General features: G+C 60.6%; 27 protein-coding genes. 16 read left to right on the top strand and 11 right to left on the bottom strand.

The annotated features are described in order from the left end of the window. On the top strand, positions 1-485 hold a 485-nt coding region (locus tag ACRAUW_RS08605), incomplete at its 5' end, for a glycosyltransferase (protein ID WP_431361943.1). Positions 486-563: 78 nt separating this feature from the next. Here ACRAUW_RS08605 and ACRAUW_RS08600 read toward each other — a convergent pair. Genes ACRAUW_RS08600 through ACRAUW_RS08590 form a run of 3 tightly spaced genes read right to left on the bottom strand, consistent with a single transcriptional unit; the run spans position 564 to position 2,639 of the window. Next, a complete protein-coding gene (locus tag ACRAUW_RS08600) occupies positions 564-1,823 on the bottom strand; it encodes a PTS ascorbate transporter subunit IIC (RefSeq protein WP_431361942.1) in 1,260 nt (419 codons plus the stop codon). 51 nt (positions 1,824-1,874) lie between these two features. Then, positions 1,875-2,162, bottom strand: a complete 288-nt coding sequence (locus ACRAUW_RS08595) for a PTS sugar transporter subunit IIB (protein WP_431361941.1) — start codon at positions 2,160-2,162, stop codon at positions 1,875-1,877. A 33-nt stretch (positions 2,163-2,195) separates the two neighbouring features. Then, positions 2,196-2,639, bottom strand: a complete 444-nt coding sequence (locus ACRAUW_RS08590; RefSeq protein ID WP_431361940.1) for a PTS sugar transporter subunit IIA — start codon at positions 2,637-2,639, stop codon at positions 2,196-2,198. 216 nt (positions 2,640-2,855) lie between these two features. On the opposite strand from ACRAUW_RS08590, the gene ACRAUW_RS08585 reads away from it, so the two are divergent. The 4 genes from ACRAUW_RS08585 (at position 2,856) to ACRAUW_RS08570 (ending at position 5,560) form a co-directional block, all read left to right on the top strand. Then, the gene (locus ACRAUW_RS08585) at positions 2,856-3,878 is read left to right on the top strand and encodes a LacI family DNA-binding transcriptional regulator (protein WP_431361939.1); all 1,023 of its coding nucleotides are present in this window, start codon (positions 2,856-2,858) and stop codon (positions 3,876-3,878) included. 32 nt (positions 3,879-3,910) lie between these two features. Beyond that, entirely contained in the window at positions 3,911-4,891 is a 981-nt protein-coding gene (gene acuI, locus ACRAUW_RS08580; protein ID WP_431361938.1) for an acrylyl-CoA reductase (NADPH), read from the top strand. A 74-nt stretch (positions 4,892-4,965) separates the two neighbouring features. Then, a complete protein-coding gene (locus ACRAUW_RS08575) occupies positions 4,966-5,091 on the top strand; it encodes a hypothetical protein (protein ID WP_265328520.1) in 126 nt (41 codons plus the stop codon). A gap of 136 nt (positions 5,092-5,227) precedes the next feature. Next, complete coding sequence (locus tag ACRAUW_RS08570; protein WP_236283201.1) at positions 5,228-5,560, top strand: DUF2799 domain-containing protein; 333 nt, start codon at positions 5,228-5,230, stop codon at positions 5,558-5,560. Positions 5,561-5,580: 20 nt separating this feature from the next. On the opposite strand, the gene ACRAUW_RS08565 is transcribed toward ACRAUW_RS08570, so the two are convergent. Together ACRAUW_RS08565 and ACRAUW_RS08560 are read right to left on the bottom strand one after the other, a co-directional pair. After that, the gene (locus tag ACRAUW_RS08565) at positions 5,581-5,745 is read right to left on the bottom strand and encodes a hypothetical protein (RefSeq protein ID WP_374842838.1); all 165 of its coding nucleotides are present in this window, start codon (positions 5,743-5,745) and stop codon (positions 5,581-5,583) included. Between the two features lie 112 nt (positions 5,746-5,857). After that, positions 5,858-6,289 carry a flagellar basal body-associated protein FliL gene (locus ACRAUW_RS08560; RefSeq protein WP_431361937.1) on the bottom strand — a complete coding sequence of 144 codons (432 nt, stop codon included), beginning with the start codon at positions 6,287-6,289 and terminating at the stop codon, positions 5,858-5,860. Positions 6,290-6,434: 145 nt separating this feature from the next. On the opposite strand from ACRAUW_RS08560, the gene ACRAUW_RS08555 reads away from it, so the two are divergent. Together ACRAUW_RS08555 and ubiA are read left to right on the top strand one after the other, a co-directional pair. Continuing rightward, complete coding sequence (locus ACRAUW_RS08555) at positions 6,435-6,971, top strand: chorismate--pyruvate lyase family protein (protein WP_431361936.1); 537 nt, start codon at positions 6,435-6,437, stop codon at positions 6,969-6,971. Further along, positions 6,968-7,837 carry a 4-hydroxybenzoate octaprenyltransferase gene (ubiA, locus tag ACRAUW_RS08550; RefSeq protein ID WP_431361935.1) on the top strand — a complete coding sequence of 290 codons (870 nt, stop codon included), beginning with the start codon at positions 6,968-6,970 and terminating at the stop codon, positions 7,835-7,837. Before ACRAUW_RS08555 ends, ubiA begins: the two co-directional genes overlap by 4 nt. A 69-nt stretch (positions 7,838-7,906) precedes the next feature. On the opposite strand, the gene plsB is transcribed toward ubiA, so the two are convergent. Next, positions 7,907-10,330 carry a glycerol-3-phosphate 1-O-acyltransferase PlsB gene (plsB, locus tag ACRAUW_RS08545; protein WP_431361934.1) on the bottom strand — a complete coding sequence of 808 codons (2,424 nt, stop codon included), beginning with the start codon at positions 10,328-10,330 and terminating at the stop codon, positions 7,907-7,909. A 204-nt stretch (positions 10,331-10,534) separates the two neighbouring features. Between plsB and lexA the strand changes: the two genes are divergently transcribed. The 4 genes from lexA (at position 10,535) to dinF (ending at position 14,059) form a co-directional block, all read left to right on the top strand. Beyond that, a complete protein-coding gene (gene lexA / locus ACRAUW_RS08540; protein ID WP_431361933.1) occupies positions 10,535-11,158 on the top strand; it encodes a transcriptional repressor LexA in 624 nt (207 codons plus the stop codon). 484 nt (positions 11,159-11,642) lie between these two features. Then, the gene (locus tag ACRAUW_RS08535) at positions 11,643-11,858 is read left to right on the top strand and encodes a hypothetical protein (RefSeq protein WP_019446524.1); all 216 of its coding nucleotides are present in this window, start codon (positions 11,643-11,645) and stop codon (positions 11,856-11,858) included. Positions 11,859-12,068: 210 nt separating this feature from the next. Next, the gene (locus ACRAUW_RS08530; RefSeq protein ID WP_431361932.1) at positions 12,069-12,695 is read left to right on the top strand and encodes an SCO family protein; all 627 of its coding nucleotides are present in this window, start codon (positions 12,069-12,071) and stop codon (positions 12,693-12,695) included. Positions 12,696-12,697: 2 nt separating this feature from the next. Continuing rightward, a complete protein-coding gene (gene dinF / locus ACRAUW_RS08525; protein ID WP_431361931.1) occupies positions 12,698-14,059 on the top strand; it encodes an MATE family efflux transporter DinF in 1,362 nt (453 codons plus the stop codon). A gap of 13 nt (positions 14,060-14,072) precedes the next feature. Here the strand turns inward: dinF and trmL are convergent, their stop codons facing one another. From trmL to ACRAUW_RS08510, 3 genes are all read right to left on the bottom strand, one after another. Further along, positions 14,073-14,537: a tRNA (uridine(34)/cytosine(34)/5-carboxymethylaminomethyluridine(34)-2'-O)-methyltransferase TrmL gene (trmL, locus tag ACRAUW_RS08520; RefSeq protein WP_005339545.1), complete on the bottom strand. Its 465-nt coding sequence runs from the start codon at positions 14,535-14,537 to the stop codon at positions 14,073-14,075. Positions 14,538-14,611: 74 nt separating this feature from the next. Beyond that, entirely contained in the window at positions 14,612-15,907 is a 1,296-nt protein-coding gene (locus tag ACRAUW_RS08515; RefSeq protein ID WP_431361945.1) for an ATP-binding protein, read from the bottom strand. A 56-nt stretch (positions 15,908-15,963) separates the two neighbouring features. Further along, on the bottom strand, positions 15,964-16,659 hold the full coding sequence (locus tag ACRAUW_RS08510) for a response regulator (RefSeq protein WP_431361930.1): 696 nt from the start codon (positions 16,657-16,659) through the stop codon (positions 15,964-15,966). Positions 16,660-16,744: 85 nt separating this feature from the next. Between ACRAUW_RS08510 and fieF the strand changes: the two genes are divergently transcribed. From fieF to ACRAUW_RS08490, 4 genes are all read left to right on the top strand, one after another. Next, positions 16,745-17,656, top strand: a complete 912-nt coding sequence (gene fieF / locus ACRAUW_RS08505; RefSeq protein WP_431361929.1) for a cation efflux pump FieF — start codon at positions 16,745-16,747, stop codon at positions 17,654-17,656. A gap of 8 nt (positions 17,657-17,664) precedes the next feature. Next, complete coding sequence (gene cysE / locus ACRAUW_RS08500; protein ID WP_005339552.1) at positions 17,665-18,444, top strand: serine O-acetyltransferase; 780 nt, start codon at positions 17,665-17,667, stop codon at positions 18,442-18,444. 20 nt (positions 18,445-18,464) lie between these two features. Beyond that, positions 18,465-19,745 (top strand): hypothetical protein, encoded by a 1,281-nt coding sequence (locus ACRAUW_RS08495; RefSeq protein ID WP_431361928.1) that lies wholly within the window; start codon positions 18,465-18,467, stop codon positions 19,743-19,745. Between the two features lie 246 nt (positions 19,746-19,991). Then, a complete protein-coding gene (locus tag ACRAUW_RS08490) occupies positions 19,992-20,201 on the top strand; it encodes a cell division protein ZapB (protein ID WP_033136398.1) in 210 nt (69 codons plus the stop codon). A 72-nt stretch (positions 20,202-20,273) separates the two neighbouring features. On the opposite strand, the gene elbB is transcribed toward ACRAUW_RS08490, so the two are convergent. Beyond that, positions 20,274-20,924, bottom strand: a complete 651-nt coding sequence (gene elbB / locus ACRAUW_RS08485; RefSeq protein WP_431361927.1) for an isoprenoid biosynthesis glyoxalase ElbB — start codon at positions 20,922-20,924, stop codon at positions 20,274-20,276. Between the two features lie 400 nt (positions 20,925-21,324). On the opposite strand from elbB, the gene polA reads away from it, so the two are divergent. After that, positions 21,325-24,219, top strand: coding sequence for a DNA polymerase I (polA, locus tag ACRAUW_RS08480; RefSeq protein WP_431361926.1), 2,895 nt, complete (start codon positions 21,325-21,327; stop codon positions 24,217-24,219). A gap of 88 nt (positions 24,220-24,307) precedes the next feature. On the opposite strand, the gene ACRAUW_RS08475 is transcribed toward polA, so the two are convergent. Continuing rightward, a complete protein-coding gene (locus tag ACRAUW_RS08475) occupies positions 24,308-24,847 on the bottom strand; it encodes a gamma carbonic anhydrase family protein (RefSeq protein ID WP_431361944.1) in 540 nt (179 codons plus the stop codon). Positions 24,848-24,860 lie beyond the last annotated feature (13 nt).

The following is a 24,860-nucleotide window of genomic DNA, read 5'->3' as shown; positions in this document are numbered from 1 at the left end:
ACGCGCTGCTCATTCTGGTGCCGCGCCACCCCGAGCGGTTCGACCGGGTGGCCGAGCTGTGTGCCCCTTACGGCTGCGTGCGGCGTACTGATGGTGCTGCGGTGAGTGCGGAGGATAAGGTCTATCTCGGCGATACCATGGGCGAACTGCCGCTGATGCTGGCGGCGGCCGATGTGGCCTTCGTTGGCGGCAGTCTGGTGAAGATCGGCGGTCACAACCTGCTGGAGCCGGCGGCGCTGGGCAAGCCTTGCCTGACTGGGCCCGCCTACTTCAACTTCAGCGATATCACTCGTCAGCTGGTGGCTCAGGGGGGCGCCGCCATCGTGGCCGATGCCGCCGAGCTGGGCGAGCAGGTGAGCCAGCTGTTTGCCGACGGTAACGCCCGCCGCGAGATGGGCGAGCAGGCCCGCGCCGTGGTGCTGCGCAATCAGGGAGCGCTGGCGCGTACCCTCTCGCACTGCCTCACTGCGCTGGAGAACGACTGAGTGTCAGCCTTTCATACATCTCAGCCATAAAAAAACGGAGCGCGATGCGCTCCGTTTTGTTTTTGGCGGTGGCCGGAATTAGCGAACGATCAGTCCCAGCAGGATGCCGACCACACCGAAGTCGGAGTCGCTGAAGGTGGTGTTGGCGAAGCCGAGGTCGCCCAGCACCGGCAGCAGGAACACCGGCAGAATGGTGAGCAGCAGCAGGCCGTTGGCGAAGGAGCCCAAAATCGCGCCACGACGGCCACCGGTGGCGTTGCCGAAGACCCCGGCAGCGGCGCCGACGAAGAAGTGCGGTACCACGCCCGGGATGATGACGGTCAGGCCCATGGCGTAGAGCAGCGCCATCCCCACCAGACCGGCGACAAAGCTCGACAGGAAGCCGATCAGCACGGCGTTGGGGGCGTAGGGGAAGACGATGGGGCAGTCGAGTGCCGGCTTGGCGTTCGGTACCAGCTTGTCGGAGATACCCTTGAAGGCCGGTACGATCTCGGCGATGACCATCCGCACACCTTGCAGGATGACGTAGACACCGGCGGCGAAGGTGATGGACTGCATCAGGGAGAACATGAACCAGTGCTTGCCCTTGGCGACGCTGGAGACAAACTCGGGGCCGGCGAATGCGGAGGTCACCAGGAAGATGATGCCCATGGTGAAGGAGATGGCCACCGGGGTATCGCGCAGGAACAGCAGGCTCTTCGGTACCTGTACATCTTCGCAGCTGTGGGCCTTGTTGCCGAACTTGGCGCCGATCAGGGCGGAGAGCACGTAGGAGCAGGTGGAGAAGTGGCCCAGCGCCACGTCATCGGAGCCGGTGATCTGCTTCATGAAGGGGTGGGCGATGGCCGGGAAGAAGACCATGGCGACGCCGACCACCAGACTGCCCACCGCGATCAGCGGCACGCCGCTCATACCGCCGGCAGAGAGGATCACCGCCACCATCATCGACATGAACAGGGTGTGGTGACCGGTCAGGAAGATGTATTTCCACGGGGTCAGCCGGGCGATCAGGATGTTCACCAGCATGGCGAAGAACATGATCATCGCCATCTCCTTGCCAAACGAGGTCTGGGCGATGGAGACGATGGCCTCGTTGTTGGGCACAACGCCCTTGATGCCGAAGGCGTGCTGGAAGATGACGGCGAAGTCACCCAGCGAGTTGATCACCAGGGTGGCACCGGCACCCAGAATGACGAAACCCATGATGGTCTTGACCGTGCCCTTGATGCACTCGGTCACCGGTTTCTTCTGGGCAATCAGGCCGATAAGCGCAATCAGGCCGACCAGCACGGCGGGCTCGGACAGCACGTCAAACATCAGAAAGTTGAAAAATTCCATGGTCAGCTCCTGGCAATGGAAGATGCGGCCCGCAGGCCGCATGGAGGATCCTTAGAGGGCGCCCAGTTCGCGCAGGGCGGTGGCGAGCTTCTCTTTCATCGCGGCCTTGTCGACCATGTTGTCGAGGGCCACTAAACGGCCGTTGACGCCCATGGTTTGCAGCTGCTCGGCGATGTCACGGGTAGCGACAAAGATCTCGGCGGTTTCGCTGCTGGCGGAGGCCAGATCGCGATGATCCACTGCGGCGGTGATTGCCAGCTCTTTCAGGATGCTCTTGATGCTCATCTCCATCATCAGGCTGGTGCCCAGACCGTGACCGCATACAACCAGAATTTTCATTGTCTCTTCCTCTGTCAGGGCGCAGGGCGCCGCTCAGTAGCGCGCCAGAATGCGCAGGATGTCGTCTTTGGTGTCGGCCGCGATGATGGCCGCCACGTCCTCTTCATTCATAAACAGCTCGGCCAGCCGGGCGATGGTCTCCACGTGGGAGTTGCTGTCGCTGGCAGCCAGGGTGATCAGCAGCCGGATCGGGTCGTTGCCCTCGGAGTCGAAGTTGACCCCCTGCTTGATGACGGTCAGCCCCAGACCCAGCCGGTTGACGCCGTCTTCGGGGCGAGCGTGGGGCATCGCCAGACCGGGGCCCAGCACGTAGTAGGGGCCGATCTCTTCATGAGAGCGAAACAGCGCTGCCACGTAGGAGGGCTCGATGGTGCCATTGGCCAGCAGGGGCGCCGTGGCCAGTTCGATGGCGTGACGCCAGTCGCGGGCTGCGGGTTCGATGCGGATGACATCCTCGGTCAGCAGTTGAGTCAGCATGGTGGTGATCCGGCTAGTTAAGATGGCGCCAATCTATCGATCTTGCGGCGGTGAAACTGTGAGGGTGATCGCGAAAGTTAGCGCTATCACCCCATCTATCAATGGGAGTCGTTTTACCCCTTTCAGTAAGGAAAGAGGGTAGAATTGCATCCGAGAAAATAGTTTGTACCGTACTTTTGCCTTAAAGTAGGCAGCAGCAAACCGAGGACGGGATGGATGTTGGAAGTTAAGAAACGCCGTAGCACGGGTCGGGTGACCCTCAACGATGTGGCCCAGCTGGCCGGAGTGGGGGCCATGACGGTCTCCCGTGCCCTGCGCACGCCGGAGATGGTCTCCGACAGGATGCGCGAGCGCATCGACGCCGCGGTGGAAGAGCTCGGCTATATCCCCAATCGGGCCGCCGGGGCGTTGGCCTCAGCGACTTCCCAGACCATCGTAGTGATCGTCCCGAGTCTGGCGGAAGCGGGCTGTGGCGAGATGATCGCCGGCCTGCAACAGACCCTGCACGAGGAGGGTTACCAGATCATGCTGGGGGATGCCCAGCATCTGAAACAGCAGGAAGAGAGCTTGCTGACCAGCTTTTTGCAGCACAATCCGGCGGCGGTGGTGCTGTTTGGTGGCGATCTTGGCGAGACTATCCGTACCCGCCTGAAAGCCTCTCGCCTGCCGGTGGTGGAAGTGGGTGCCATGGCCCGCAGCCCCATCGACATGAATGTGGGAGTCTCCAACTTCGATGCCGGTTACCAGCTCACCCGTCACCTGATCGAGCGGGGCTATCGCAATATCGGTTTTCTCTGTGCCCGTCAGGAGCAGTGGATGCTGCAACAGCGGATGCGGGGCTGGCAGAAGGCGCTGCTCGACAACTACCTCTCCCCCGATGCCATCATCAACACCTCTGAGCGGCCCAGCTTCAGCACCGGCGCCACCATGCTGGGTGAATTTCTGCTGCGCTGGCCCGAGCTGGACGCACTGATCTGCGTCAACGACGAATTGGCGGCGGGGGTGCTGTTCGAGTGCCAGCGCCGCCATTTGAATGTGCCGGGCAAACTCGCCATCGCCGGATTTGACGATCTGGATGTGGCGCGCGCCTGTTATCCGACCCTTACTTCGGTCAGGATCCCCTATCGCAAAATGGGGCAGGAGGCTGCCGAGCTGATCCTGCGCCAACTGGCCGGGGAGCCCGTGATGGGCACTGCTCTGGCTCTCGATTTTCAACTGCAAAAGCGTCAAAGCAGCTGATCCCCGTTTCACACGTCATCAAAGAGGCAACCATGTTCAAGGCTCTGTTACTGGAAAACCAAGACGGCAAGACTGTTCCGACTCTGACCCAACTGACCGAGAGCCAGTTGCCGGAAGGTGAAGTGCGGGTAGCGGTCGCTTACAGCTCCATCAACTACAAGGACGGGCTGGCCATCACCGGCAAGGGCAAGATAGTGCGCCAGTGGCCGCTGGTGCCCGGCATCGACTTCGCCGGTACCGTGCTCGAATCTGCCGACAGCCGCTATCAGCCCGGCGACAAGGTGGTGCTGACCGGTTGGGGCGTGGGCGAAGGCCACTGGGGCGGCATGGCCGAACAGGCGCGGGTCAAAGGGGACTGGCTGGTGCCGTTGCCCGCCGGGCTTGATGAACGGCAGGCCATGTGCATCGGTACCGCCGGTCTCACCGCCATGCTCTGTGTGCTGGCGCTGGAAGAGGCGGGCATTACTCCCCAAAGCGGCGAGGTGCTGGTCACCGGTGCGGCGGGGGGCGTGGGTTCCACCTCGGTTGCCCTGCTGGCAGCCCTTGGCTATCAGGTGGCGGCGCTGACCGGTCGTCCCGAAGAGCAGGGCGCCATGCTGACTGCGCTGGGTGCCAGCCGCATCGTGCCACGCAGCGAGCTGCTGGTGCCTGCCAAACCGCTGGAAAAACAGCTGTGGGCCGCTGCCATCGATTCCGTCGGCAGTCAGGTGCTGGCCAAGCTGCTGGCCCAGATGAACTATGGCGGTGCCGTGGCGGCCTGCGGGCTGGCGGGTGGCTTCGATCTGCCTACCAGTGTGATGCCCTTCATCCTGCGCAACGTGCGGTTGCAGGGGGTCGATTCGGTGATGTGCCCGTTTGAACGTCGTCAACTGGCGTGGCAGCGACTGGCACGGGATCTTCCTGCCAGCTTCTTTGAGCAGGCGGTTACCGAGATTGGGCTGGAGCAGGTAGTGGAGGCCGCCGAGGCCATCACGCAAGGCCAGATCGCCGGTCGCACTCTGGTCAAACTTTGAACTCTCTCTGACTGGCGAGCCCGACAATTCCGGATAAAATTGGAGTGCGGGTGAACTATCCAAGGAGAGTGAAGATGGGTGGACACAAGCCGGATTACGACTCCTCTGATGACGAGTGGGATCCGGAATCCTGGGAAGAAGAGCTGGATCAGTGGGAAGATGAAAGCTGGCAGGATGATGACCCTTTCGATGACCAGTGAACCACAGCATGAATGAACAGGCGGGCTTTGGGCCCGCCTGATTTTTTTGCCGCGCTCACACGGCTGAGCGTTCGTCCTTGGTCAGGGCCGGGCCGCTGGGTAGAATGAACTGCCCAAATGACGCTCAAGGATGACTATGCGACTCACCATCATATTGTTGGCTGCCCTGCTGGGTGGCTGTGTCTCCAACGATGATCCCTGCGAGAAGGTGTGGAGTGAGGTCGGGGAGGCGGATGGCAAGCTGGGCTTCACCACCGAACGGGTCGAGTTCCATCAGGGCCAATGTGGCAAGAAGGTGGATCCTGAACTGTGGAAGCAGGGACATCAGAAGGGATTGGCATGGTATTGCCGCCCCGAGCACCTCTATCTGGCTGGCCGCTCAGGTGAGGAGTATCGCGGCGTTTGCCCGAACGATACCCAGGCGCGCAGATTGTTCGAGCAGGGGCGTCAGGGGTGGACCGATCAATAACGCCCTGACAGGGAGGGGCGTTACTCCTCTTTCAAACGCAGCGGTTGGCAGAGGTAACCCTTGTCATTGGCACTGCGGGCGCACTTGCTGCAGACAAACTTGGGTTTGCGGATTATCTTGCGCAGCGCCTTGAGATCGGTGGGGATCTCGTGACGGCGCCATTCACACAGGGTTTTGCTGCCCATAACGACTACCTCTACGACTCGACGGCCGTATTGTAATCGATTTTCATTTCGAATAAACCGGCAAAGCTCGCTTATTGGCCGATATGCCAATAAGCGATTGTTTCGGGAGGGATTACTGGTAGAGGAACTTGGTGAAGATAAGCTCGCGCACCGCTTTCTTGCCGGTCTCTTTCACCAGCAGTTCGTTGACGGTTGTTTCGCACTCCTTGCGTAGCTCTTCGCGGCTGGCCAGAGATTTGATCTGATCGGCGCTCTTGCTGCCCAGTAGACGGATGATGGCATCGCGGATCAGCGGGTCATGTTGCTCCAGCAGTTTGAGGTCGGCCTCGTTCTCCGCCATCAGCTCCACCGTGACACGGATATAGCCGAGGGTTTTGCCATTACTCAGGTAGTTGGTGATGATATCCGGATCGAGTGCGTGGTAGGAGAAGCCCGGTTTGGCGGCCGTTTCACCCTCTGCGGGCGGCTCCTCACCTTCGGAGGCAGAGACCTGAAGTGCGCCACAGCTCAGTAACAACACCAGCAGAATTTTGAAGATCTTCATATAGATGGCTCATCAGCAAGAGATAACCCATTTTTGATGTTGCCATCGGGGCCGTCAAGCACGGATGTTCTTACATTTCGCTATTGATTTACGGATAATAAACCGGATTTTAACCTGAACACGGAAATCTCTGGATGGTGAAGCTGTGAAGTCCGAGTTGACTGTTCCCCTCACGCCGTTAAGCGGGTGGCTGGCCCCCGAATGTTGTGAATTGCCCGCCAGCTTGCGCCCTTGGCTGCTGGAGCCCGGCTCCATGACCCGGCGTTTGCGTCAGCACAATCGCCACTTTTCGGTGGAGTGGCTGGGCAATCACCCGGTCACCCTTACTGCCGATGAGCAGTGGCTGGTGGATTCGGCCTCGCCGGCCGGCATCTGCCGCGAGGTGATCCTGCACGGGGATCGTGGGCCCGCCGTGCTGGGCTGGACCCTGTTTGCCGATGACGCATTGCAAGGGAGCGGCATTGCCGAGCTTGGCGAGCAGCCGCTGGGTGAGCGGGTATTTGGCCATGAGCCTGCCCGCCGCGATCACCTGCAGCTGGCTCGTTTCGAGATCGCCGCCAATCCCTGCTGCCCTTCTGCCTCGGTTTGGGGGCGTCGTTCCCGTCTGTTTCTTGGGCGGTGGCCACTGCTGGTGCACGAGTTGTTTCTGCCCTCTCTCGTCAATGACAAGGAGCTGGAGTGAATCTGTTAACCAAGGAACGGGGACTTGCCTACATGCAGTTGGCTCGCGTTGACAAGCCAATCGGTTCCCTGCTGCTGCTGTGGCCGACCCTCTGGGCGCTCTGGCTGGCCGCTGGTGGCCTGCCCAATCTCTGGGTGCTGACCGTGTTTGTGATCGGGGTCTTTCTGATGCGCTCGGCCGGGTGCGTGATCAACGACTATGCGGATCGCAACTTCGATGGCCACGTCAAACGCACCTCGGGGCGCCCTCTGCCGACAGGCAGGGTCGATCCGCGCGAGGCGCTGGCGCTCTTCTTCGTGCTGGCGCTTATCTCGTTTGCGCTGGTGCTGACCATGAATCCGCTCACCATCGGCCTGTCGTTTGTCGGCCTGCTGCTGGCGGTGAGCTACCCCTTCATGAAGCGTTTTATCTCCAATCCCCAGCTGGTGCTCGGGATGGCGTTCTCCTGGTCGATCCCCATGGCTTATGCGGCGCAGGCCAACGCTCTGCCCCTGATTGCCTGGTTGCTCTTCCTGGCCAACCTGCTCTGGACCATCGCCTATGACACCCAGTACGCCATGGTGGATCGGGACGATGACCTCAAGCTTGGCCTCAAATCGAGCGCCATCCTGTTTGGCCGCAACGACAAGCGGATCATCGGGGCGCTGCAACTCTCGACTCTGCTGCTGTTGCTGGCGGTCGGGCAGCTGATGACGCTGGGGGGCTGGTATTATTGGGGATTGCTGGGGGCTGGTGTGCTCTTCGTCTACCAGCAGCGGTTGATCCGCGAGCGGCAGCGGGAAGCCTGTTTCCAGGCGTTTCTCAACAACAATTATGTGGGGGCGCTGATCTTCATCGGCGTGGTGCTCGACTATTTGCTGGCGTGACCTGTACTCGCACAAATCCCGATAAAAAAGAGGGCCGCATCATGCGGCCTTCTTTGTTTGCGTTGCAGATCAGAGCTGATTGCCTGCCTGAATGGTGCGGCGGATCTTGTTGCTCAGCAGCGGCACTATGTTGTCGGCCAGCGCCTGGAAGCGGCCGAGATCCGGCTTGCAGTCGGAAGAGAAGTAACCCTCCTTGCGCAGCGAGTGGATCAGGGTGCTGAACAGTTTCTGGTCGAAGAATTCGGGGGCGTTGATGCCGTGCAGGGTACCGAGGCGCTCCGCCATCATCAGGCCATCAGCCTCCAGCTGTTCCGCCTCAATCCGGGGTTGGGCCAGCACCCGGGTCAGCACGATGGCGTAGCGCTGCAGGGTCTCCTGAATGCTCTCCGCCAGCAGCAGCAGGCGCATCTGGTTGGCCGGATTGACCCAGTAGCCGCCATCGCGCGCCTGGATCAGCTGCTGGCGCTGCAGTTCGGCCAGCAGGGCATCGACCAGCTCCGGCAGCTCCTCCTCTTCATAACGCAGGAACAGCTCGGTCTTGAGCAGCGGATAGATGTCGATGCAGCGGGCCAGCAGCTCGCTGTGGGAGATCCCCTCGCAGCGCTCGATCAGTGCCGCCACCAGAGAGGGCATGGCGAACAGGTGGAGGATGTTGTTGCGGTAGTAGGTCAGCAGGATCGCCTGATAGCGGTCCAGACTGATGATCTGGCCCAGCTTGTCCTCGCTCACCTCGAACTTGTTGAGCTCCATCGCCTGATCCAGCAGGGTGGCGGCATCTTCGGCCGGCATGGTGCTGTGCGGGCTATAGGGCACCTGCTTGAGCAGATCCAGATAGGTGTTGAGCTGGGCCTGCAGTTCGTCGCGGGTCAGGGCGTGACGCTCGGCGGCCAGCAGTGCCAGTGCGCTCAGGGTCAGGCCATTGACCGCGGCAGCGCCGTTGATGCGGGTCATCAGCAGCTCGGCCAGCTCGTTGACGGTACCCGCCATCCACGCCGGACGCTCCTCTTCCCCGATGTGCTGTTTCCAGTCGGGGATATGTTCGCTCAGGTAGCTGTTGAGGGTCAGCGGCTCGCCGAAGTTGACGAAACCACGGCCATAGTTGCGCAGCTTGCGCAGGATGCCGAGCACCTGCAGGAAGCTCTCTTTCTCCTTGCGGCTGCCCTTGAGCTCGTTGTGGTAGGTGTTCACCTCCATCACGTGCTCGTAACCCAGATAGACCGGCACCAAAGTGACCGGCCTGTCCAGTCCGCGCATCATCGCTTGCAGGGTCATCGCCAGCATGCCGGTCTTGGGCGGCAGCAGACGGCCGGTACGGGAGCGACCGCCTTCGGTGAAGAACTCCACCGAGTAACCCTTGGCAAACAGCAGGTTGAGGTATTCACGAAATACCGTGCTGTAGAGCGGGTTGCCCTTGAAGGTGCGGCGAATGAAGAAGGCGCCGCCGTGGCGGAAAATCGGGCCCGCTGGCCAGAAATTGAGGTTGATGCCCGCCGCGATATGGGGTGGCACCATCCCCTGGTGGTAGATGACGTAGGAGAGCAGCAGGTAGTCCATGTGGCTGCGGTGGCAGGGGACATAGACGATCTCGTGCCCTTCCTGCGCCAGTTGGCGTACCTTCTCGGCGCCATTGACCGACAAACCGCGGTAGAGCTTGTTCCACAGCCAGCCGAGGAAGCTTTCGCCGAGACGGATCAGCCGGTAGGAGAAGTCGGAGGCAATCTCGTCCATGTAGCCATGGGCCCGCTTCTTGGCTTTCTCGAGACTGATCCCTTCGCGCTGGGCCTCCTCTTCAATCGCCTGCTGGATCACCGCGGAGTCGAGCAGCTGCTTGAACAGCAGGTTGCGGTTCGGCAGTTTCGGGCCGGTGGCGGCCAGCTGCTGACGGCTGAAGTGGGTACGGGCCACTCGCGCCAGCTTGTGGGCGATCCCTTCGTCGGTGCCGTGTTTGTCCGCCATATAGCGCAGGGAGAGCGGCGGCGAGAAGCGCACCAGATTCTCGCGACCCTTGAGGATCACGATAAGCGCCTTCTTCAGCCGGTTCGGCGCCAGGCTGCTGATGATGTTGAGGCCGGAGGCTTCTTCCCCTTCCCGGCCCGGGGCACGGCCCCAGAACAGGGTGATAGGCACCACCTGGATATCCAGCTCGGGATCCTGCTTGTGCAGATCCAGCAGCTGGTGGAACTCTTGCAGGAAGGGGAGCGGCTTGCTGCGTTTGCCAAACAGGGGAGGCGGACGATCCAGACAGACATAGCGCGGCAGCAGCTGGCCGTTAAGCTCCAGCGGCGTGAAGGGGCCGGGCAGACCGAGATCCTCGCAGCACTGCTGCAGGGTCATCAGGTCGGTGATCGAACTGGTTTTCAGGGCATAGACGATGGGTCTGGCCGGATCCAGATTGAGTTCTGTGATGGGATTTTCCGGCAGGCTCTTGTGATTGACCAAGCCGCTGACCGGCCATTGCAAGATGGCTCTGGAAATCTTCTGTCCTAGGGACATGTGCGTCTGCTCTCCAAAAAAATGCGGCGTGAGCATAGCAAATCGGCGGCCCCTTGTCGCCGAGAGGTACGATGAGTCGGTTGCACAGGAGCAAAACAGCAGTAAATGAGGGGTTGGTCGCGACAAATGTCAGCTGCGCCTTGCCTTGGCCACTGCACTGTATATACTGCCAGTGTGCTGTATAAAAAGACAGGTGCCAATGCTATGAAACCCCTTACTCCCCGCCAGGCCGAAGTGCTCACGCTTATCAAGGCAAACATGAGCGAGACCGGCATGCCGCCGACTCGTGCCGAGATTGCCCAGAAGCTTGGTTTCAAGTCGGCCAATGCGGCCGAAGAACATCTGAAGGCCCTGGCTAAAAAAGGGGTCATCGAGATCATGCCGGGCACGTCCCGCGGCATTCGCCTGTTGCTCGAAGAGGAAGAGGTGCTGGAAGAGAGCGGCCTGCCGCTCATCGGCAAGGTTGCCGCCGGTGAACCCATCCTGGCTCAGGAGCATATCGAGAGCCACTATCAGGTTGATCCCACCCTGTTCCACCCGCGCGCTGATTTTCTGCTGCGAGTGCAGGGGATGAGCATGAAGAATATCGGCATTCTGGATGGCGACCTGCTGGCGGTGCACAAGACTCAGGAGGTGCGCAACGGTCAGGTGGTAGTCGCCCGTCTCGATGAGGATGTCACCGTCAAGCGCTTCCAGCGCAAGGGCAGTCAGGTGTGGTTGCTGCCGGAGAATGAAGAGCTCTCCCCCATCGAGGTGGATCTCTCCTGCCAGCAGCTCACCATCGAAGGGCTGGCGGTCGGGGTGATCCGCAACGCCGACTGGATGTAATCATCCCCGCCAACTGCGTTTGTCACACGGCCTCCTTCGGGAGGCCGTGCTGTTTCTGGCGCACTTTCCCTGTCATATCAAACAGATCATCGGCGCGGCATTTTTGTCCTGTGCGACTGGCAACTAATCATCCATTTCAGATATATGCTCAGATCACTGCCCTGTCGCCGAGACAGGGCTTGGCACCTCCCTCTGACCATCGCAATGCGCTGGGACGGGAGGGCCGGTAACAACGAGAATCGGGCAGTACACCTTCACGGGATATGAAGGGGGAGTGGGGAGATCCCGAGTCTTGTCGGGCAAAGGGGACCACTCTGTATTCGTTGCAGATAGTCGTGACGGGCCTGTTCCCAGTTCAGGCCGACGAAGCAACATGACCTGTCGGTCAAGGAGGACTGGTATGGCATCAAGATCGCCATGGGATTCAGAGGCTGGGGCGGTGCCCGCGGAATCGTCAATCACCCGTTTTGTCAAAGGCAGCCGGATGACCTGGTTTTACGGTCTCTGGCTGCACCATCGTGGTTCGCACTGGACGCTCTGGCTGGGATGCCCGAAAGAGAAGGTGGTGCGTCTGGTGCTGCTGTTCAAGCGTGGCCATGGCGATCGCCAGGGGGAAGAGGGCTGGCTGGCCCCCGTGATTCCCATCGGCGTGCGGGCCATCGGCAAGATGTTGCAGCAGGGGCGTAACGCTCGCCCCTGAGCAGAAGAGACAAACAAATCCATCCATAACCGGCACCCGAGGGGGCCGGTTTTTTTATGGCCGCAACTGGCGATTAATTATGCCAAATGGTCGACTCCTGACAGGGCGTTGCACAAGGTTGAACCACCTTGGCGGCTCGCTGGGGTACAATGCCCCCCTCTTGTCCGGTCACTGCTGGCCATCTGCCTCGAACTGAAAGGGTCTCTTGTTATGATGAAGCTCCGCTATCCCCTGCTCTTTCTGCTGCTGACAGCCTGCCTGATCCTGGTGTTCTACGCCACTCAGCCAGAGCAGCCGGAACAGGCCGATTATTATCCGGCGGGGCGGGACATCAATGATTTCGCCTTTACCGATGCGGACAACCAGCCGTTCACTCCTGCCAACCTGAAGGGGCACTGGACCTTCCTGTTTGTCGGTTACACCTTCTGCCCCGATATCTGCCCCACCACCCTGGCAGATATGCGTTCCGTCTATGACCAACTGAAGAAGATGGCGCCCGACAGTCAGGTGGTGTTTATCTCGGCGGATCCCCAGCGTGACGACATTCCACGCCTCAAGACCTATACCGCCTTCTTCAATCCCGAGTTCAAGGCAGCCACTGCCCCCCACGACAAGCTGTTCCCGTTCGTGCGCAATCTGGGGCTGATCTACTCCATCGCCAATCAGGGGGAGAAGGATTACCTGATCGATCACTCCGCCTCCATCGTGCTCATCAATCCCAAGGGCAAGCTGCAGGCGGTATTCCGTCCGCAAGTGGCGTCGGGTCAGGTGCCCCGGGTGCAGATGGCCACCATGCTCTCTGACTTCGCCCGCATTCTGAAGCTGGCAGGCCACTGAGCGTGACCCCAGCTGTTGCCCCCTGGTGGCGAGATCCCTCTCGCCACCGCGCCGTCTTTGCGCTCGCCCTGCCCATGGTTTTCTCCAATATCACCACCCCCTTGCTGGGGCTGGTGGACACCTGGGTGATCGGTCATCTCGGTCAGGCCTGGTTTCTGGGGGGCGTGTCGGTCGGTGCGACCCTGATCAACCTCATTTTCTGGCTGCTCGGCTTCTTGCGGATGTCGACCACCGGCCTGACGGCGCAGGCGCACGGCGCAGCTGATGGTCGTGCCCAGCTCGATACCCTGCTGCGGGCGCTGGGGCTGGCCATTGCTCTCGGTCTGGCGCTGCTGTTGTTGCTCTTCCCCCTGTTGCCACGACTGATCGCCCTGAGTGGCGGCTCGCCCGAGGTGCAGCTCTATGCGGGCCAATACGTGGCGGTGCGGATCTGGAGCGCCCCGGCGGCGCTCTGCAATCTGGTGATCATGGGCTGGCTGTTGGGGATGCAGGATGCCCGCAGCCCCATGGTGATGTTGATCCTCACCAATCTGGTCAACATGGCGCTCGATGCCCTGTTTGTGCTGGGGCTCGGCTGGCAGGTGCGGGGGGTGGCGGCGGCCTCGGTCATGGCGGACTACTGCGCGCTGGCAGTCGGCATCTGGCTGGTACGCCGTCAGCTGCGGCAACTGGCACCGACGGTGTGGCAGGATGGCTGGCAGCGCTGGCGGCAGCTCGCGCCCATGGTGCGGCTGCTCGGCCTCAACCGCGATATCTTCCTGCGCTCCCTCTGTTTGCAGCTCTGCTTCGCCTTTATGACCTTGCAAGGAGCGCGGCTGGGGGATGTGGCGGTGGCCGCCAATGCGGTGCTGCTCAACTTCCTGATGCTCATCTCCTACGGACTCGATGGTTTTGCCTATGCGGTGGAGGCCATGGTAGGACGAGCCATCGGTCAGCGGGATCGGCAGAAACTGCGGGAGGCCATCGTGCTCAATCTGGGCTGGGCCGCCCTCATTGCCAGTGGTTTTACCCTGGTGTTTGCCCTCTTTGGTGCCCACCTTATCGGCTATATCACCGACATTCCGGCCGTGGTGGCGGAGGCAAATCATCAGCTTCCCTGGCTGATCGCCATGCCCTTGCTGGCGGTCTGGTGTTTCCTGCTGGATGGCGTATTCATCGGGGCGACCCGGGCGCGGGAGATGCGCAACAGCATGTTGCTGGCCGTGTTTGGCGGCTTCTTCCCGATCTGGTGGCTTTGTCAGTCGTGGGGCGTGGCCGCGTTATGGGCGGCGATGGCAGCGCTGATGGTGGGGCGCGGTCTGTCGCTGGGGGTCACCTGCTGGCGGCTGGAGCGCAGCGGGCATCTGCTCGACGCCCGCCACTGATCATCGGTGGCGCTTACATGGCGCCGTCGTAGCCGAGCTGGCGCCAGCTCTCGTAGACGAAGACAGATACCGCGTTGGAGAGGTTCATGCTGCGGCTCTGTGGCACCATAGGGATGCGCAGCCGCTGCTCGAACGGCAGGCTCTCGATGATCTCGATGGGCAGGCCGCGGCTCTCCGGGCCAAACAGCAGGGCGTCGCCAAGGGCATACTGGGCCGCCGAGTGCGCGGTGCGGCCCTTGGTGGTGCAGGCAAACACCCGCTTGGGCGCCACGGCTGCCAGAAACGCCTCATAGCTCGGCCAGCGCTTCACCTCGGCAAATTCGTGATAGTCGAGTCCCGCCCGCTTCACCCGCTTGTCATCCCACTCAAATCCCAGTGGCTCGATCAGATGGAGCCGGTAACCGGTATTGGCGCAAAGCCGGATGATATTGCCGGTGTTGGGCGGAATTTCCGGCTGGTAGAGGACGATATCGAGCATGACGAGCTCCTGCAAAGAGATGTAAAGCCAAGAAGGGGCGCCAGCATACCCAGCGCCCGTCCGGATGAAAAGGATCAGGCGATGGGCAAGCGGATGGTGATGGTCAGCCCGGTGGGATGATTGTTGCTGGCCGCAATGGTGCCGCCGTGGCGCTGGATCGCCTCCGAGGCGATGGCCAGCCCCAGCCCGGTGCCGCCAGTCTTGGCGTTGCGGGCATCATCGACCCGGAAGAAGGGCTGGAACAGCAGCGCCTGTTGCTCGTCAGGCACCCCGGGGCCGTCATCCCGAATGGTCATCACCCACTCCAGTCCTTCCCGATACCAGTCCACCTTGATGAACTCGCGGGCATATTTGAGGGCGTTGCGCAGGGGGTTTTCCACGGCCCGGGCCAGCAGCTCTGGCCACATCTGGATCGACTCTGCGGGCAGCGGCGGCAGTCTGAGCTGTTTGCCGCTCTGGTTTGCCTCGAACATCGCATCTTCGAGGATGGGTTCCAGCAGGTCGGCCAGCGGGTGTACCACCGGTGCCTCAACATGTTGCTGCACCCGCGACAGATCGAGCAGATCGCCGATCAGCTTGTCCAGCCGTCCGATCTCCGATTCGATCCGCGCCAGCTCGGCGCTGTCACCCTGCTTGCGGCGGATCAGCGCCTGCGCCAGTTGCATCCGGGTGAGGGGGCTGCGCAGCTCGTGGGAGATATCGGAAAGCAGCTGTTTCTGCTTCTGGATCATGCTCTTGAGCGTCTCCACCATGCGGCTGACGTTGTCCGCCAGCTGGCCGATCTCGTCGCCCCGTCCCAGGTTGGGGATCTGCACCTCCAGATTGCCGGCCGCCAGTTGGGAGACCGATTTCTGCAACTGCAGGATGGGGCGGGTCAGCCGCCAGGCGAGCAGCAGGCAGAGCGGGGTGCTGACCAGCATCGATATGCCCAGAATGCGGATCGGGTGATCCAGTACCTGAATAAACAGGAACAGGTAGGGGTTCTCGGCATTGAGGCCGAAATAGACGTGATAGCGATGGCCGTGGTGTTCCATCAGGAAGGGCCCAGCGATCGCCCTGCGATCCTCGTTGCCCAGCATCGGATTGGCTGGCTCGTCGGCATCCACCATAAAGCGCACCACAAACTTGCGCGGATGGGTGGTGGACTGGATCTGCCCCTTCTCGTCGCGCAGGTAGACGTTGTCCACCGGCAGCATGGCAATGTTCTCCATCACCTTGGCCAAATCGAAATCCTCATCTGGGTCGGCAGCATTGAGCAGGGCCTGCACATTGTTCTGCATCCGCGTCACTTCGTGGGTCGGCAGCGGGATCTGGTTGCGGGGATCCAGGGTTGGCAGGCTGATCACGGCGGCCAGCATCACCAGCAGCATGAACCAGAACCAGAGGAAGATTTGGGTCGAGAGCCCGTTCAGGGAGCTGGCACTTTTTACTCTTGCTCTAGCCACAGGTAACCGCGCCCCCGTACGGTTTTGAAGCGGGGCTGACCATCGGAGCGCTCCGGCAGCTTCTTGCGCAGGTTGCTCAGGTGCATATCGATGGCTCGCTCGAAAGGTTCCAGCTTCTTGCCCAATACCTGCTCGGAGAGGTGGCTCTTGCTGACGATCTGGCCGGGATTGCGCAGCAGGCACTCCAGCAGGCCGAATTCGGTGGCGGTCAGCTCTAGCAGCTGTTCGCCGCAGAGCGCCTGTTGCAGGCCGGGTTGCAGAACTATATCCATGAAGTGCACTTCATCGGAGGAGTTGCTGCGCTGGAGTGGGGCACCCTGGGTACGGCGCAGGATGGCACGCACCCGGGCCAGCAACTCCCTGTCATCGAATGGCTTGGCCAGATAGTCGTCGGCACCCGCTTCCAGACCGTTGACCCGATCCTGGCTATCGCCGCGGGCGGTCAGCATCAGTACCGGGGTATCGTGGGTTTTGCGCAGTCTGGTCAGCATGGCAAAGCCGTTGAGTTTGGGCATCATCACGTCCAGCAGCACCAGATCGAAGCACTGCTCCGCCAGCCGTTGCAGCCCCTCTTCACCATCATCGGCGACCGTGACCTGAAATCCCTCCAGGGTCAGAATTTCGGTGAGCAGTTGGGTCAATTCAAGATCGTCGTCGACCAGGAGTATTCTGTTCATCGCTTCTTGTTCCACTGATTTTCGCGCCAAACTGACGCCGGGGTCAGGGTATAATAAGTTTTTCATCGCCAGAGGAAAGCCGGATTTGAGCCATCAACAATATTCCCGTTGGGTAACCTTTGCCAGCATGGCGGCGGTTACAACCGCCACCTTGCTGATCATTGGCAAACTGATAGCCTGGTTGATGACCGACTCGTCGACCCTGCTGGCATCGCTCACCGACTCCTTTATGGATGTGAGCGCCTCTATCATCAATCTGCTGGCCATTCGTTATGCGCTGGCCCCGGCCGATGACGAACACCGTTTCGGTCACGGCAAGGCGGAGTCGCTGGCGGGGCTGATCCAGTCGGCCTTTATCTCAGGTTCCGCCCTGTTGCTGGTGATGCATGGCATCTCCTCTTTGCTCAAGCAGGCGCCAATCGAGCGGCTGGAGGCGGGTCTCTGGGTCAGCGGTGGCTCCATAGTGCTGACCCTGCTGCTGGTCAGCTTCCAGGGCTTTGTTATTCGCAAGACCAACAGTGTCGCCATCAAGGCCGACATGCTGCACTACCGCTCCGATCTGCTGCTCAACGTCGGGGTGCTGCTGGCGTTGGCGTTGGCGGGGCAGGGGTGGTACTGGGCCGATGGGCTGTTTGCCATCCTGATCGGGCTGTTCTTGCTGTGGGGGGCGTTGCATATTGGTTACGAATCGGTGCAGGCCCTGCTCGATCGTCAGTTGCCAGCGGAAGAACAAGCGAGAATAATGGCCCTCTGCTGCGCCGTCGAAGGGGTTCATGGCGTCCACGATCTGCGCACCCGTCAATCCGGGCCGACCCGATTCGCACAGTTGCATCTGGAACTGGATGATCAGATCCCCCTGGTCAAGGCTCATCAGATCGCCGATGAAGCCGAACTTGCGGTACGCCAGGCATTCGAGCGGATGGATGTCATCATCCACATGGACCCCATCTCGGTGCTGACAAAAGAACAACAGAGCCCTCACCCGGAACAACAGTAGGCTGCAACATGGATGAACTGGTTGCCAAAACCTGGCACAAAATTCAGCAAGAAGCGGAGTGCATGGCAGCCCAGGAGCCGATGCTGGCCAGCTTCTTTCACTCCACCATTCTCAATCACAAGAATCTGCGTTCGGCCCTCAGCTTCCAGCTGGCCAACAAACTCGACAGCGCCACCATGCCTGCCATCGCCTTGCGCGAGGTGATCGAGCTGGCGCTGCGCAGCGAGCCCGAACTGCTGACGGTAGTGGCGGCCGACATCTGCGCCGTGCAGGAGCGTGATCCTGCGGTCGACCTCTTCTCCACCCCGCTGCTCTACCTCAAGGGGTTCCATGCCCTGCAGGGGTATCGGGTCGCCAACTGGCTATGGCGTCAGGGGCGCCGCTCGCTGGCCCTCTATCTGCAAAACCAGATCTCGGTGGTGTTCGGGGTGGATGTGCACCCGGCCGCCCGCATCGGCAAGGGGATCATGTTTGACCATGCCACCGGCATAGTGGTGGGCGAGACGGCGGTGATTGAAGATGATGTCTCCATCCTGCAGAGCGTGACCCTCGGCGGTACCGGCAAGGAGAGTGGCGATCGCCACCCCAAGATCCGCGAAGGGGTGATGATAGGGGCGGGCGCCAAGGTGCTCGGCAATATCGAAGTGGGCGTTGGCGCCAAAATTGGCGCGGGCAGCGTGGTGATCAACCCGGTGCCACCTCATACCACGGTCGCTGGCGTACCCGCCAAGATCGTCGGCCGTCCGGAGTGCGACAAGCCTTCACTGGATATGGATCAATGTCTCTGATCTCCCGGCCGGGGTAGTCAATGGCCAAACGCTGGTCGGGTTATCTGATCCTGGGTATGTGGCTGCTCAACCTGCTCCATCTCTATCTGGGACTCTCCCCTTGGCCAGCGGCCATGGCGGCCTGGGGAGCGTCACTGCTCACCTGGCCTTGGCTGGTGGGGGCTGCCAAGCGGCAGGCACTGGCTCTGTATGGTGCCGCCCTGCTGCTGCTCATTTTCTCCTGGTGGCAGGGTGCGCCCCTCACCGCCGGTGACTGGCTGCTGCCCAACATCAATATGCTCACCATGTTTGCCGCGGTGAGCACCCTCAACCTCGCCACCTCGGGTCTCTTGACTGGCACCACCTCCTGGACCGGGCGTAAAGGTCTGTGGAGCACCATGGCCAGCCTCAATCTGCTGGGGGCTGTCATCAATCTCTCGGTGCTCTTTATCATCGGCGATCGGCTGGAGCGCAATGGCACCCTGGAGCGGCGTCAGGTGATGGTACTGAGCCGGATCTTTTGTGCCGCCGCCTTCTGGTCACCCTTCTTTGTCGCCATGGCGGTGGCGCTCACCTATGCGCCGGGTTTGCAGCTTTCCCATATTCTGCCGTTCGGGATCCTCGCCGCCTTGCTGGCGATGGGACTGACTGCCTGGCAGGTGGAACGGCTCGGGGTGGCCGACTTTGCCGGTTATCCGCTGCGGCTGCAGACCCTGGGGTTGCCGGTCACGCTGGCGCTGCTGGTACTTCTCATCAAGCAGATCTGGCCCCAGCTCGGCATTCTGGCTGTGATCGCGCTGGTGGCCCCGCTGCTGGCGCTGCTCTTTATGCCGAGGGCCGGGCGCAAGGCGGCCCTCAAGCGGCAGGTGGTGGAGCGTTTTCCCGCCATCGGTGGTCAGCTGGTGCTGTTTCTGGGAGCCGGTTTGCTGGCGGCAGGCATCAACAGTGCGCTGTCGGTCATCGATCTAGGCTCCGGTCTCGGCCTGCCGCTATTCAACCACTTTGGCTGGCTTGAGGCATCCCTCACCCTGCTATTGATCCTGCTGGTGGCCATCGTCGGGGTACATCCGCTCATCAGTATCTCCGGGCTGGCGCCGCTGCTCTGGCCGTTGGCGCCGGATCCCAGCCTGCTCGGCATGTGTTTCCTGCTGGGATGGGGGCTTGCCACCGGCACCAGTCCGCTATCCGGATCCAATCTGGCGCTGGCCTCCCGCTACAACCTCAGTGCTGGGTTGATCCTGCGCGGGAACCTGCTCTACGGCCTGCTGATGTATGTGGTCGCCTGTCTGTTGCTGGGGGCTTATATCGCCTTGCATGGATAACGGCGATTCCGTCGAGAGGGTGCAAATGATGCGCGGGTGGCGGGGCCTTTTACGCACGGTTCAGTGTGTTGTCGCGGCTCGGGCGCAGGATGCGAGAAAAATAGACGCATATTTAGACAATACATCTATGGAAGGCGCATTTTACAGCGCACTGGCTTGTTTGTGCCGATGCGCTCGGGGTATGCTGGCTTCACGCGCTTGAATCGCCCTCTGTGGGGCATCGCAATTGAACAAACAGGTATGCATATGTCACTAGAAGTCCTTGAGCAACTCGAATCCAAAGTACAATCCGCCGTCGACAACATCTCCCTGCTGAAGATGGAGCTGGACGAGCTGAAAGAGCAGAACAGCAAGCTGCAAGACGAGAACCATCAGCTGCGCAACGAGCACGTTGCATGGCAGGAGCGTCTGCGTGCCCTGCTGGGCAAAATGGATCAGATGGGCGAAACCATCTAATTCATCGCCTTCAGGCAGAATTGAAAACGGGCCGCTCCATGAGCGGCCCGTCTGTTTTTGGCGGGGTGGGAATTACAGCGCCAACAGCTGTTTGACCGTCTTCTCGATGCCGTCCGCCGCTTCGACTATGTTGTTGGCCAGCATATAGGCGGGGGTGGAGATCACCTTGCGCTCCTGATCCACCACGAACTCGTTGACCGGGCAGTTGAGATGGCTGCCACCCATCGCCTCGATGGCGTTGGCGGTGCCCTCGTCATGGCCGATGGTCGCCAGCGTCCCGGCGCCATAGATCAGCGGGATCATGGTGGGCGCGATGCAGATATAGGCGGCAGGTTTGTTGGCCTTGGCAAAGCTCTGGCATGCCTTCAGCACATCAGGCTGGATTTGGCACTCCGCCCCCTTGATGGCGAAGTCGCACAGGTTCTTGGCAGCGCCAAAGCCGCCGGGCACCAGCAGCGCGTCGTAATCAGCCGCATCCAGCTCGGCCACATCCTGTATCTGGCCACGGCAGATGCGGGCCGCTTCGACCAGCACATTGCGGCTCTCTCCCTCGCTCACTTCACCGGTCAGGTGGTTGATGACATGGAGTTGCGCCACGTTCGGGGCGAAGCACTGGACGGCGGCTCCCTGACGGGCCAACGCCAGCAGGCTGATGACGGCCTCGTGGATTTCGGCCCCGTCAAAGACACCGCAGCCACTCAAAATCACGGCCACTTTTTTCATGGCAAACTCCTCGTTGTTGAAAATGTGAGCCAGGATGGATTGTTGTATTTTTGTATGGTTATCGTTCGCCCTCCGCTGGTCAAGTCACTCTGCTGTGCTAGGATTGTTTCGTTTCGGATCCTGCCGTATCTACTCCCTTAAATTTTTTTCCACATTGATCGAGATCATTCTCTCGGCATGGCGATCGGATTTTTTGATCTCAAAGTGTTGTTCTGTATGGTTTTTTGTTTTTTTATCCACAGCGTTATCACTGTGGTTTTTCCGTGTGGCCATTTTTGGGCACAGAGTTATCCACAGGGTTAAGGCTTATGTGGCCCTTTTTGCCGGGTCTCTGTCCCCCTTGGTGTGAGGGGGGCCCTGTGGCATCCTAGCGGCTGTTTATCTCTGGCAGGACGATTTCATGGCCCCTAGCAATCCCCTTATTCTGGTCGATGGCTCCTCGTATCTTTACCGCGCCTTCTTCGCCTCCCAGCAGGCCGATCTGCGCACATCTACCGGTTTGCCGAGCGGCGCCGTCCGTGTCATGGCCAACATGATGCGCAGCCTGCGCAAGCAATATCCTGACTGTCATGTGGCCGTGGTGTTTGATGCCAAGGGCAAGACCTTCCGCGATGACATCTATCCCGAGTACAAGGCGACCCGTGCCAGTATGCCGGACGATCTGCGCAGCCAGGTTGCGCCTATCCACCAGATGATCAAGGCGATGGGCTTCCCCTTTTTGATGGTCGAAGGCGTCGAGGCGGATGATGTGATCGGCACCCTGGCCCGCCAGGCGACCGAGAAGCAGCAGCCGGTGCTGATCAGCACCGGTGACAAGGACATGGCACAACTGGTCTCTGACCATGTCACCCTGATCGACACCATGAAAGATGTGAAGACCGATCGGGAAGGGGTGATCGAGAAGTTCGGCGTACCGCCCGAGCTCATCATCGACTATCTGGCCCTGATGGGTGACAAGGTCGACAACATTCCCGGCATGACCGGTGTCGGCGAGAAGACCGCACTGGCCCTGCTGCAGGGGATTGGCAGTATCGACGAGATTGCCGCCAACCTCGACAAGGTAGCTGCGCTCGGCTTCCGAGGCTCCAAGGCCTTCGCCGACAAGTTCCGCGAGCAGGAGGAGCAGGTTCGTCTCTCCTATCGACTGGCGACCATCAAGACCGATGTCGAGCTGGAACAGAGTCTGGAAGAGCTGTTGCTCAAGCCGGTCGATAGGGAGTCCCTGCTGGCGGTCTATCGCGAATACGAGCTGCGCAACCTGATCAAAGAGCTGGAGTCTGAGGTGCAGGAACGGGTTGAGCCTGTGATTGGCTCCGAGAAGCTTCAGGAGAGAATCTTGCTCCAACCGAATAATCTATCTCATCAGCCAAACACAAAGCTACATCGATCTAAGACGGTGCTGCGCCGGCCGAAAACGGAACTGCGCCGTTTGGGGGTTGAAGTGCGTCGACCACATGCCAAGAAGATAAGATTGCCAGTGGTCAAATCATCTTACATTTGTGTGATGATGAAAGGAGTTCTTGATCAATGGCTTGCACGACTTAAGACAGTTCCTCTATTCGCCTTCGATACCGAAACCACCAGTCTCGACTATATGGAGGCGCGGATCGTCGGCGTCTCCTTCGCGGTTGAGCCGGGCAAGGCTGCTTATGTGCCGTTTGGCCATGACTATCTGGGGGCACCGGTACAGCTCAACGAGGCCGTGGTGTTGGGCAAGCTCAAGCCGCTGCTGGAAGATCCGACCCGCCTCAAGGTGGGGCAGAACCTCAAGTACGACCGCAACGTGCTGCTCAATCACGGCATCGAGCTGCAGGGTATCGCCTACGACACCATGCTCGAATCCTACGTGCTCAACTCCACCGCCAGTCGCCACGATATGGATTCGCTGGCCAAGAGTTACCTTGGGGTCGAGACCACCTCCTTTAAAGATATCGCGGGCAAAGGGGTGAAACAGCTCACCTTCAACCAGATCGAGCTGAAGCAGGCGGCTCCTTACGCGGCGGAAGATGCCGACATCACCCTGCGTCTGCATCAGGCGCTGTGGGGCAAGCTCTCTGCCGAGCCGGGCCTCGCCAAGGTGTTCAGCGAGATCGAACTGCCACTGCTGCCGGTACTGGCGCGGATGGAGCGACTCGGTACCACCATCGAGCCCAAGCTGCTGCACCAGCAGAGCCAGGAGATCGAGTTGCGGTTGGCGGAGCTGGAGAAGCAGGCCCATGAGCTGGCCGGGCAGGAGTTCAACCTCTCCTCGCCCAAGCAGCTGGGGGAGATCCTCTTCACCAAGCTGGGGCTGCCGATCATCAAAAAGACTCCGAAGGGGGCACCGTCCACTGCGGAAGAGGTGCTGGCCGAGCTGGCGGAGACCTACGAGCTGCCGCAACTGCTGATGGAGCATCGTGGGCTGGCCAAGCTCAAGTCCACCTACACCGACAAGTTGCCGCTGATGATCAAGCCGCAGACCGGGCGGGTACACACCTCCTATCATCAGGCGGTAGCGGCTACGGGCCGTTTGTCATCGTCTGATCCCAACCTGCAGAACATTCCTGTGCGCAACGAGCAGGGGCGCCGGATCCGTCAGGCCTTTATTCCGAGCGCCGGTTACAAGCTGGTGGCGGCGGACTACTCCCAGATCGAGCTGCGCATCATGGCGCACCTATCCGGTGACAAGGGGCTGCTGACCGCCTTTGCCGAGGGCAAGGACATCCACAAGGCGACTGCCGCCGAGGTGTTCGACGTGGCGCTCGATGCGGTCACCACCGATATGCGCCGCAGTGCCAAGGCGATCAACTTCGGCCTCATCTATGGCATGAGTGCCTTCGGTCTGGCCAAGCAGCTGGGGATCGGCCGCGCCGAAGCACAGAAGTACATGGATCTCTACTTCGAACGCTACCCGGGCGTGCTGGAGTATATGGAGCGTACCCGTCAACAGGCGGAAGCTCAGGGGTATGTCGAGACCCTGTTCGGCCGTCGCCTCTATCTGCCGGATATCAAGTCCCGCAACGCCGGTCTGCGCAAGGCTGCCGAACGGGCCGCCATCAACGCCCCGATGCAGGGCACGGCCGCCGATATCATCAAGCGCGCCATGATCAACGTGGACAGCTGGATCCGCGGCATCGAGGATGAGTCGATCCGCATGCTGATGCAGGTACACGATGAACTGGTGTTCGAGATCCGCGAAGAGAAGCTGGAGGAGTACACCGCCATCATCAAGGAGAAGATGTCGGCTGCTGCCGAACTGCATGTGCCGCTGCTGGTTGAAGCGGGTACCGGTGACAACTGGGATCAGGCCCACTGATTTCCGGTCAGCCGTTCTGCACGGCTATATAGCTATATAAGAAGCGAAGCCCGGCATCATGCCGGGCTTCCTGTTTCTGCTAGCCCTATCAGGTCTCTTGTAGATACTCATCCTTGAGCAGGACATAGTTGTCGGCCGAGGTCTTGAGGAAGGCGATCTCGGCGGGTTTGAGTGGGCGAGCCTGTTTGACGGGATTACCTATATATAGAAAGCCCGATTCGAGTCGCTTGCCCGGCGGCACCAGACTGCCGGCTCCGATCATCACATCATCTTCGACCACGACGCCATCAAGCAGAATGGCACCCATGCCGACCAATACCCGGTTGCCGATGGTGCAGCCGTGCAGCATCGCCTTGTGACCGACCGTGACATCTTCACCGATCAGCAGTGGATAGCCGATTGGATTGCTGGCGCTCTTGCGGGTCAGGTGTAGCACCGTGCCGTCCTGAATATTGCTGCGGGCGCCGATGCGGATATGGTTCACATCCCCCCGTGCCGCCACCATGGGCCAGATGCTGGCATCATCGGCCAGTTCGATATCGCCCACCAGTGTCGCGCAGGGATCTACATATACTCCTTTGCCCAGTTGCGGGCGTTTTCCCTTGTAGGGTCTCAGTCGCAAGTCCATCTTGGCCTCCTTG

It is taken from the genome of Aeromonas sp. (genome assembly GCF_050633025.1).
In the GTDB taxonomy this organism is placed as follows: domain Bacteria; phylum Pseudomonadota; class Gammaproteobacteria; order Enterobacterales; family Aeromonadaceae; genus Aeromonas.
Note: the sequence above shows the minus strand (reverse complement) of the source record. Positions and strands in the feature narration are given on the sequence as shown.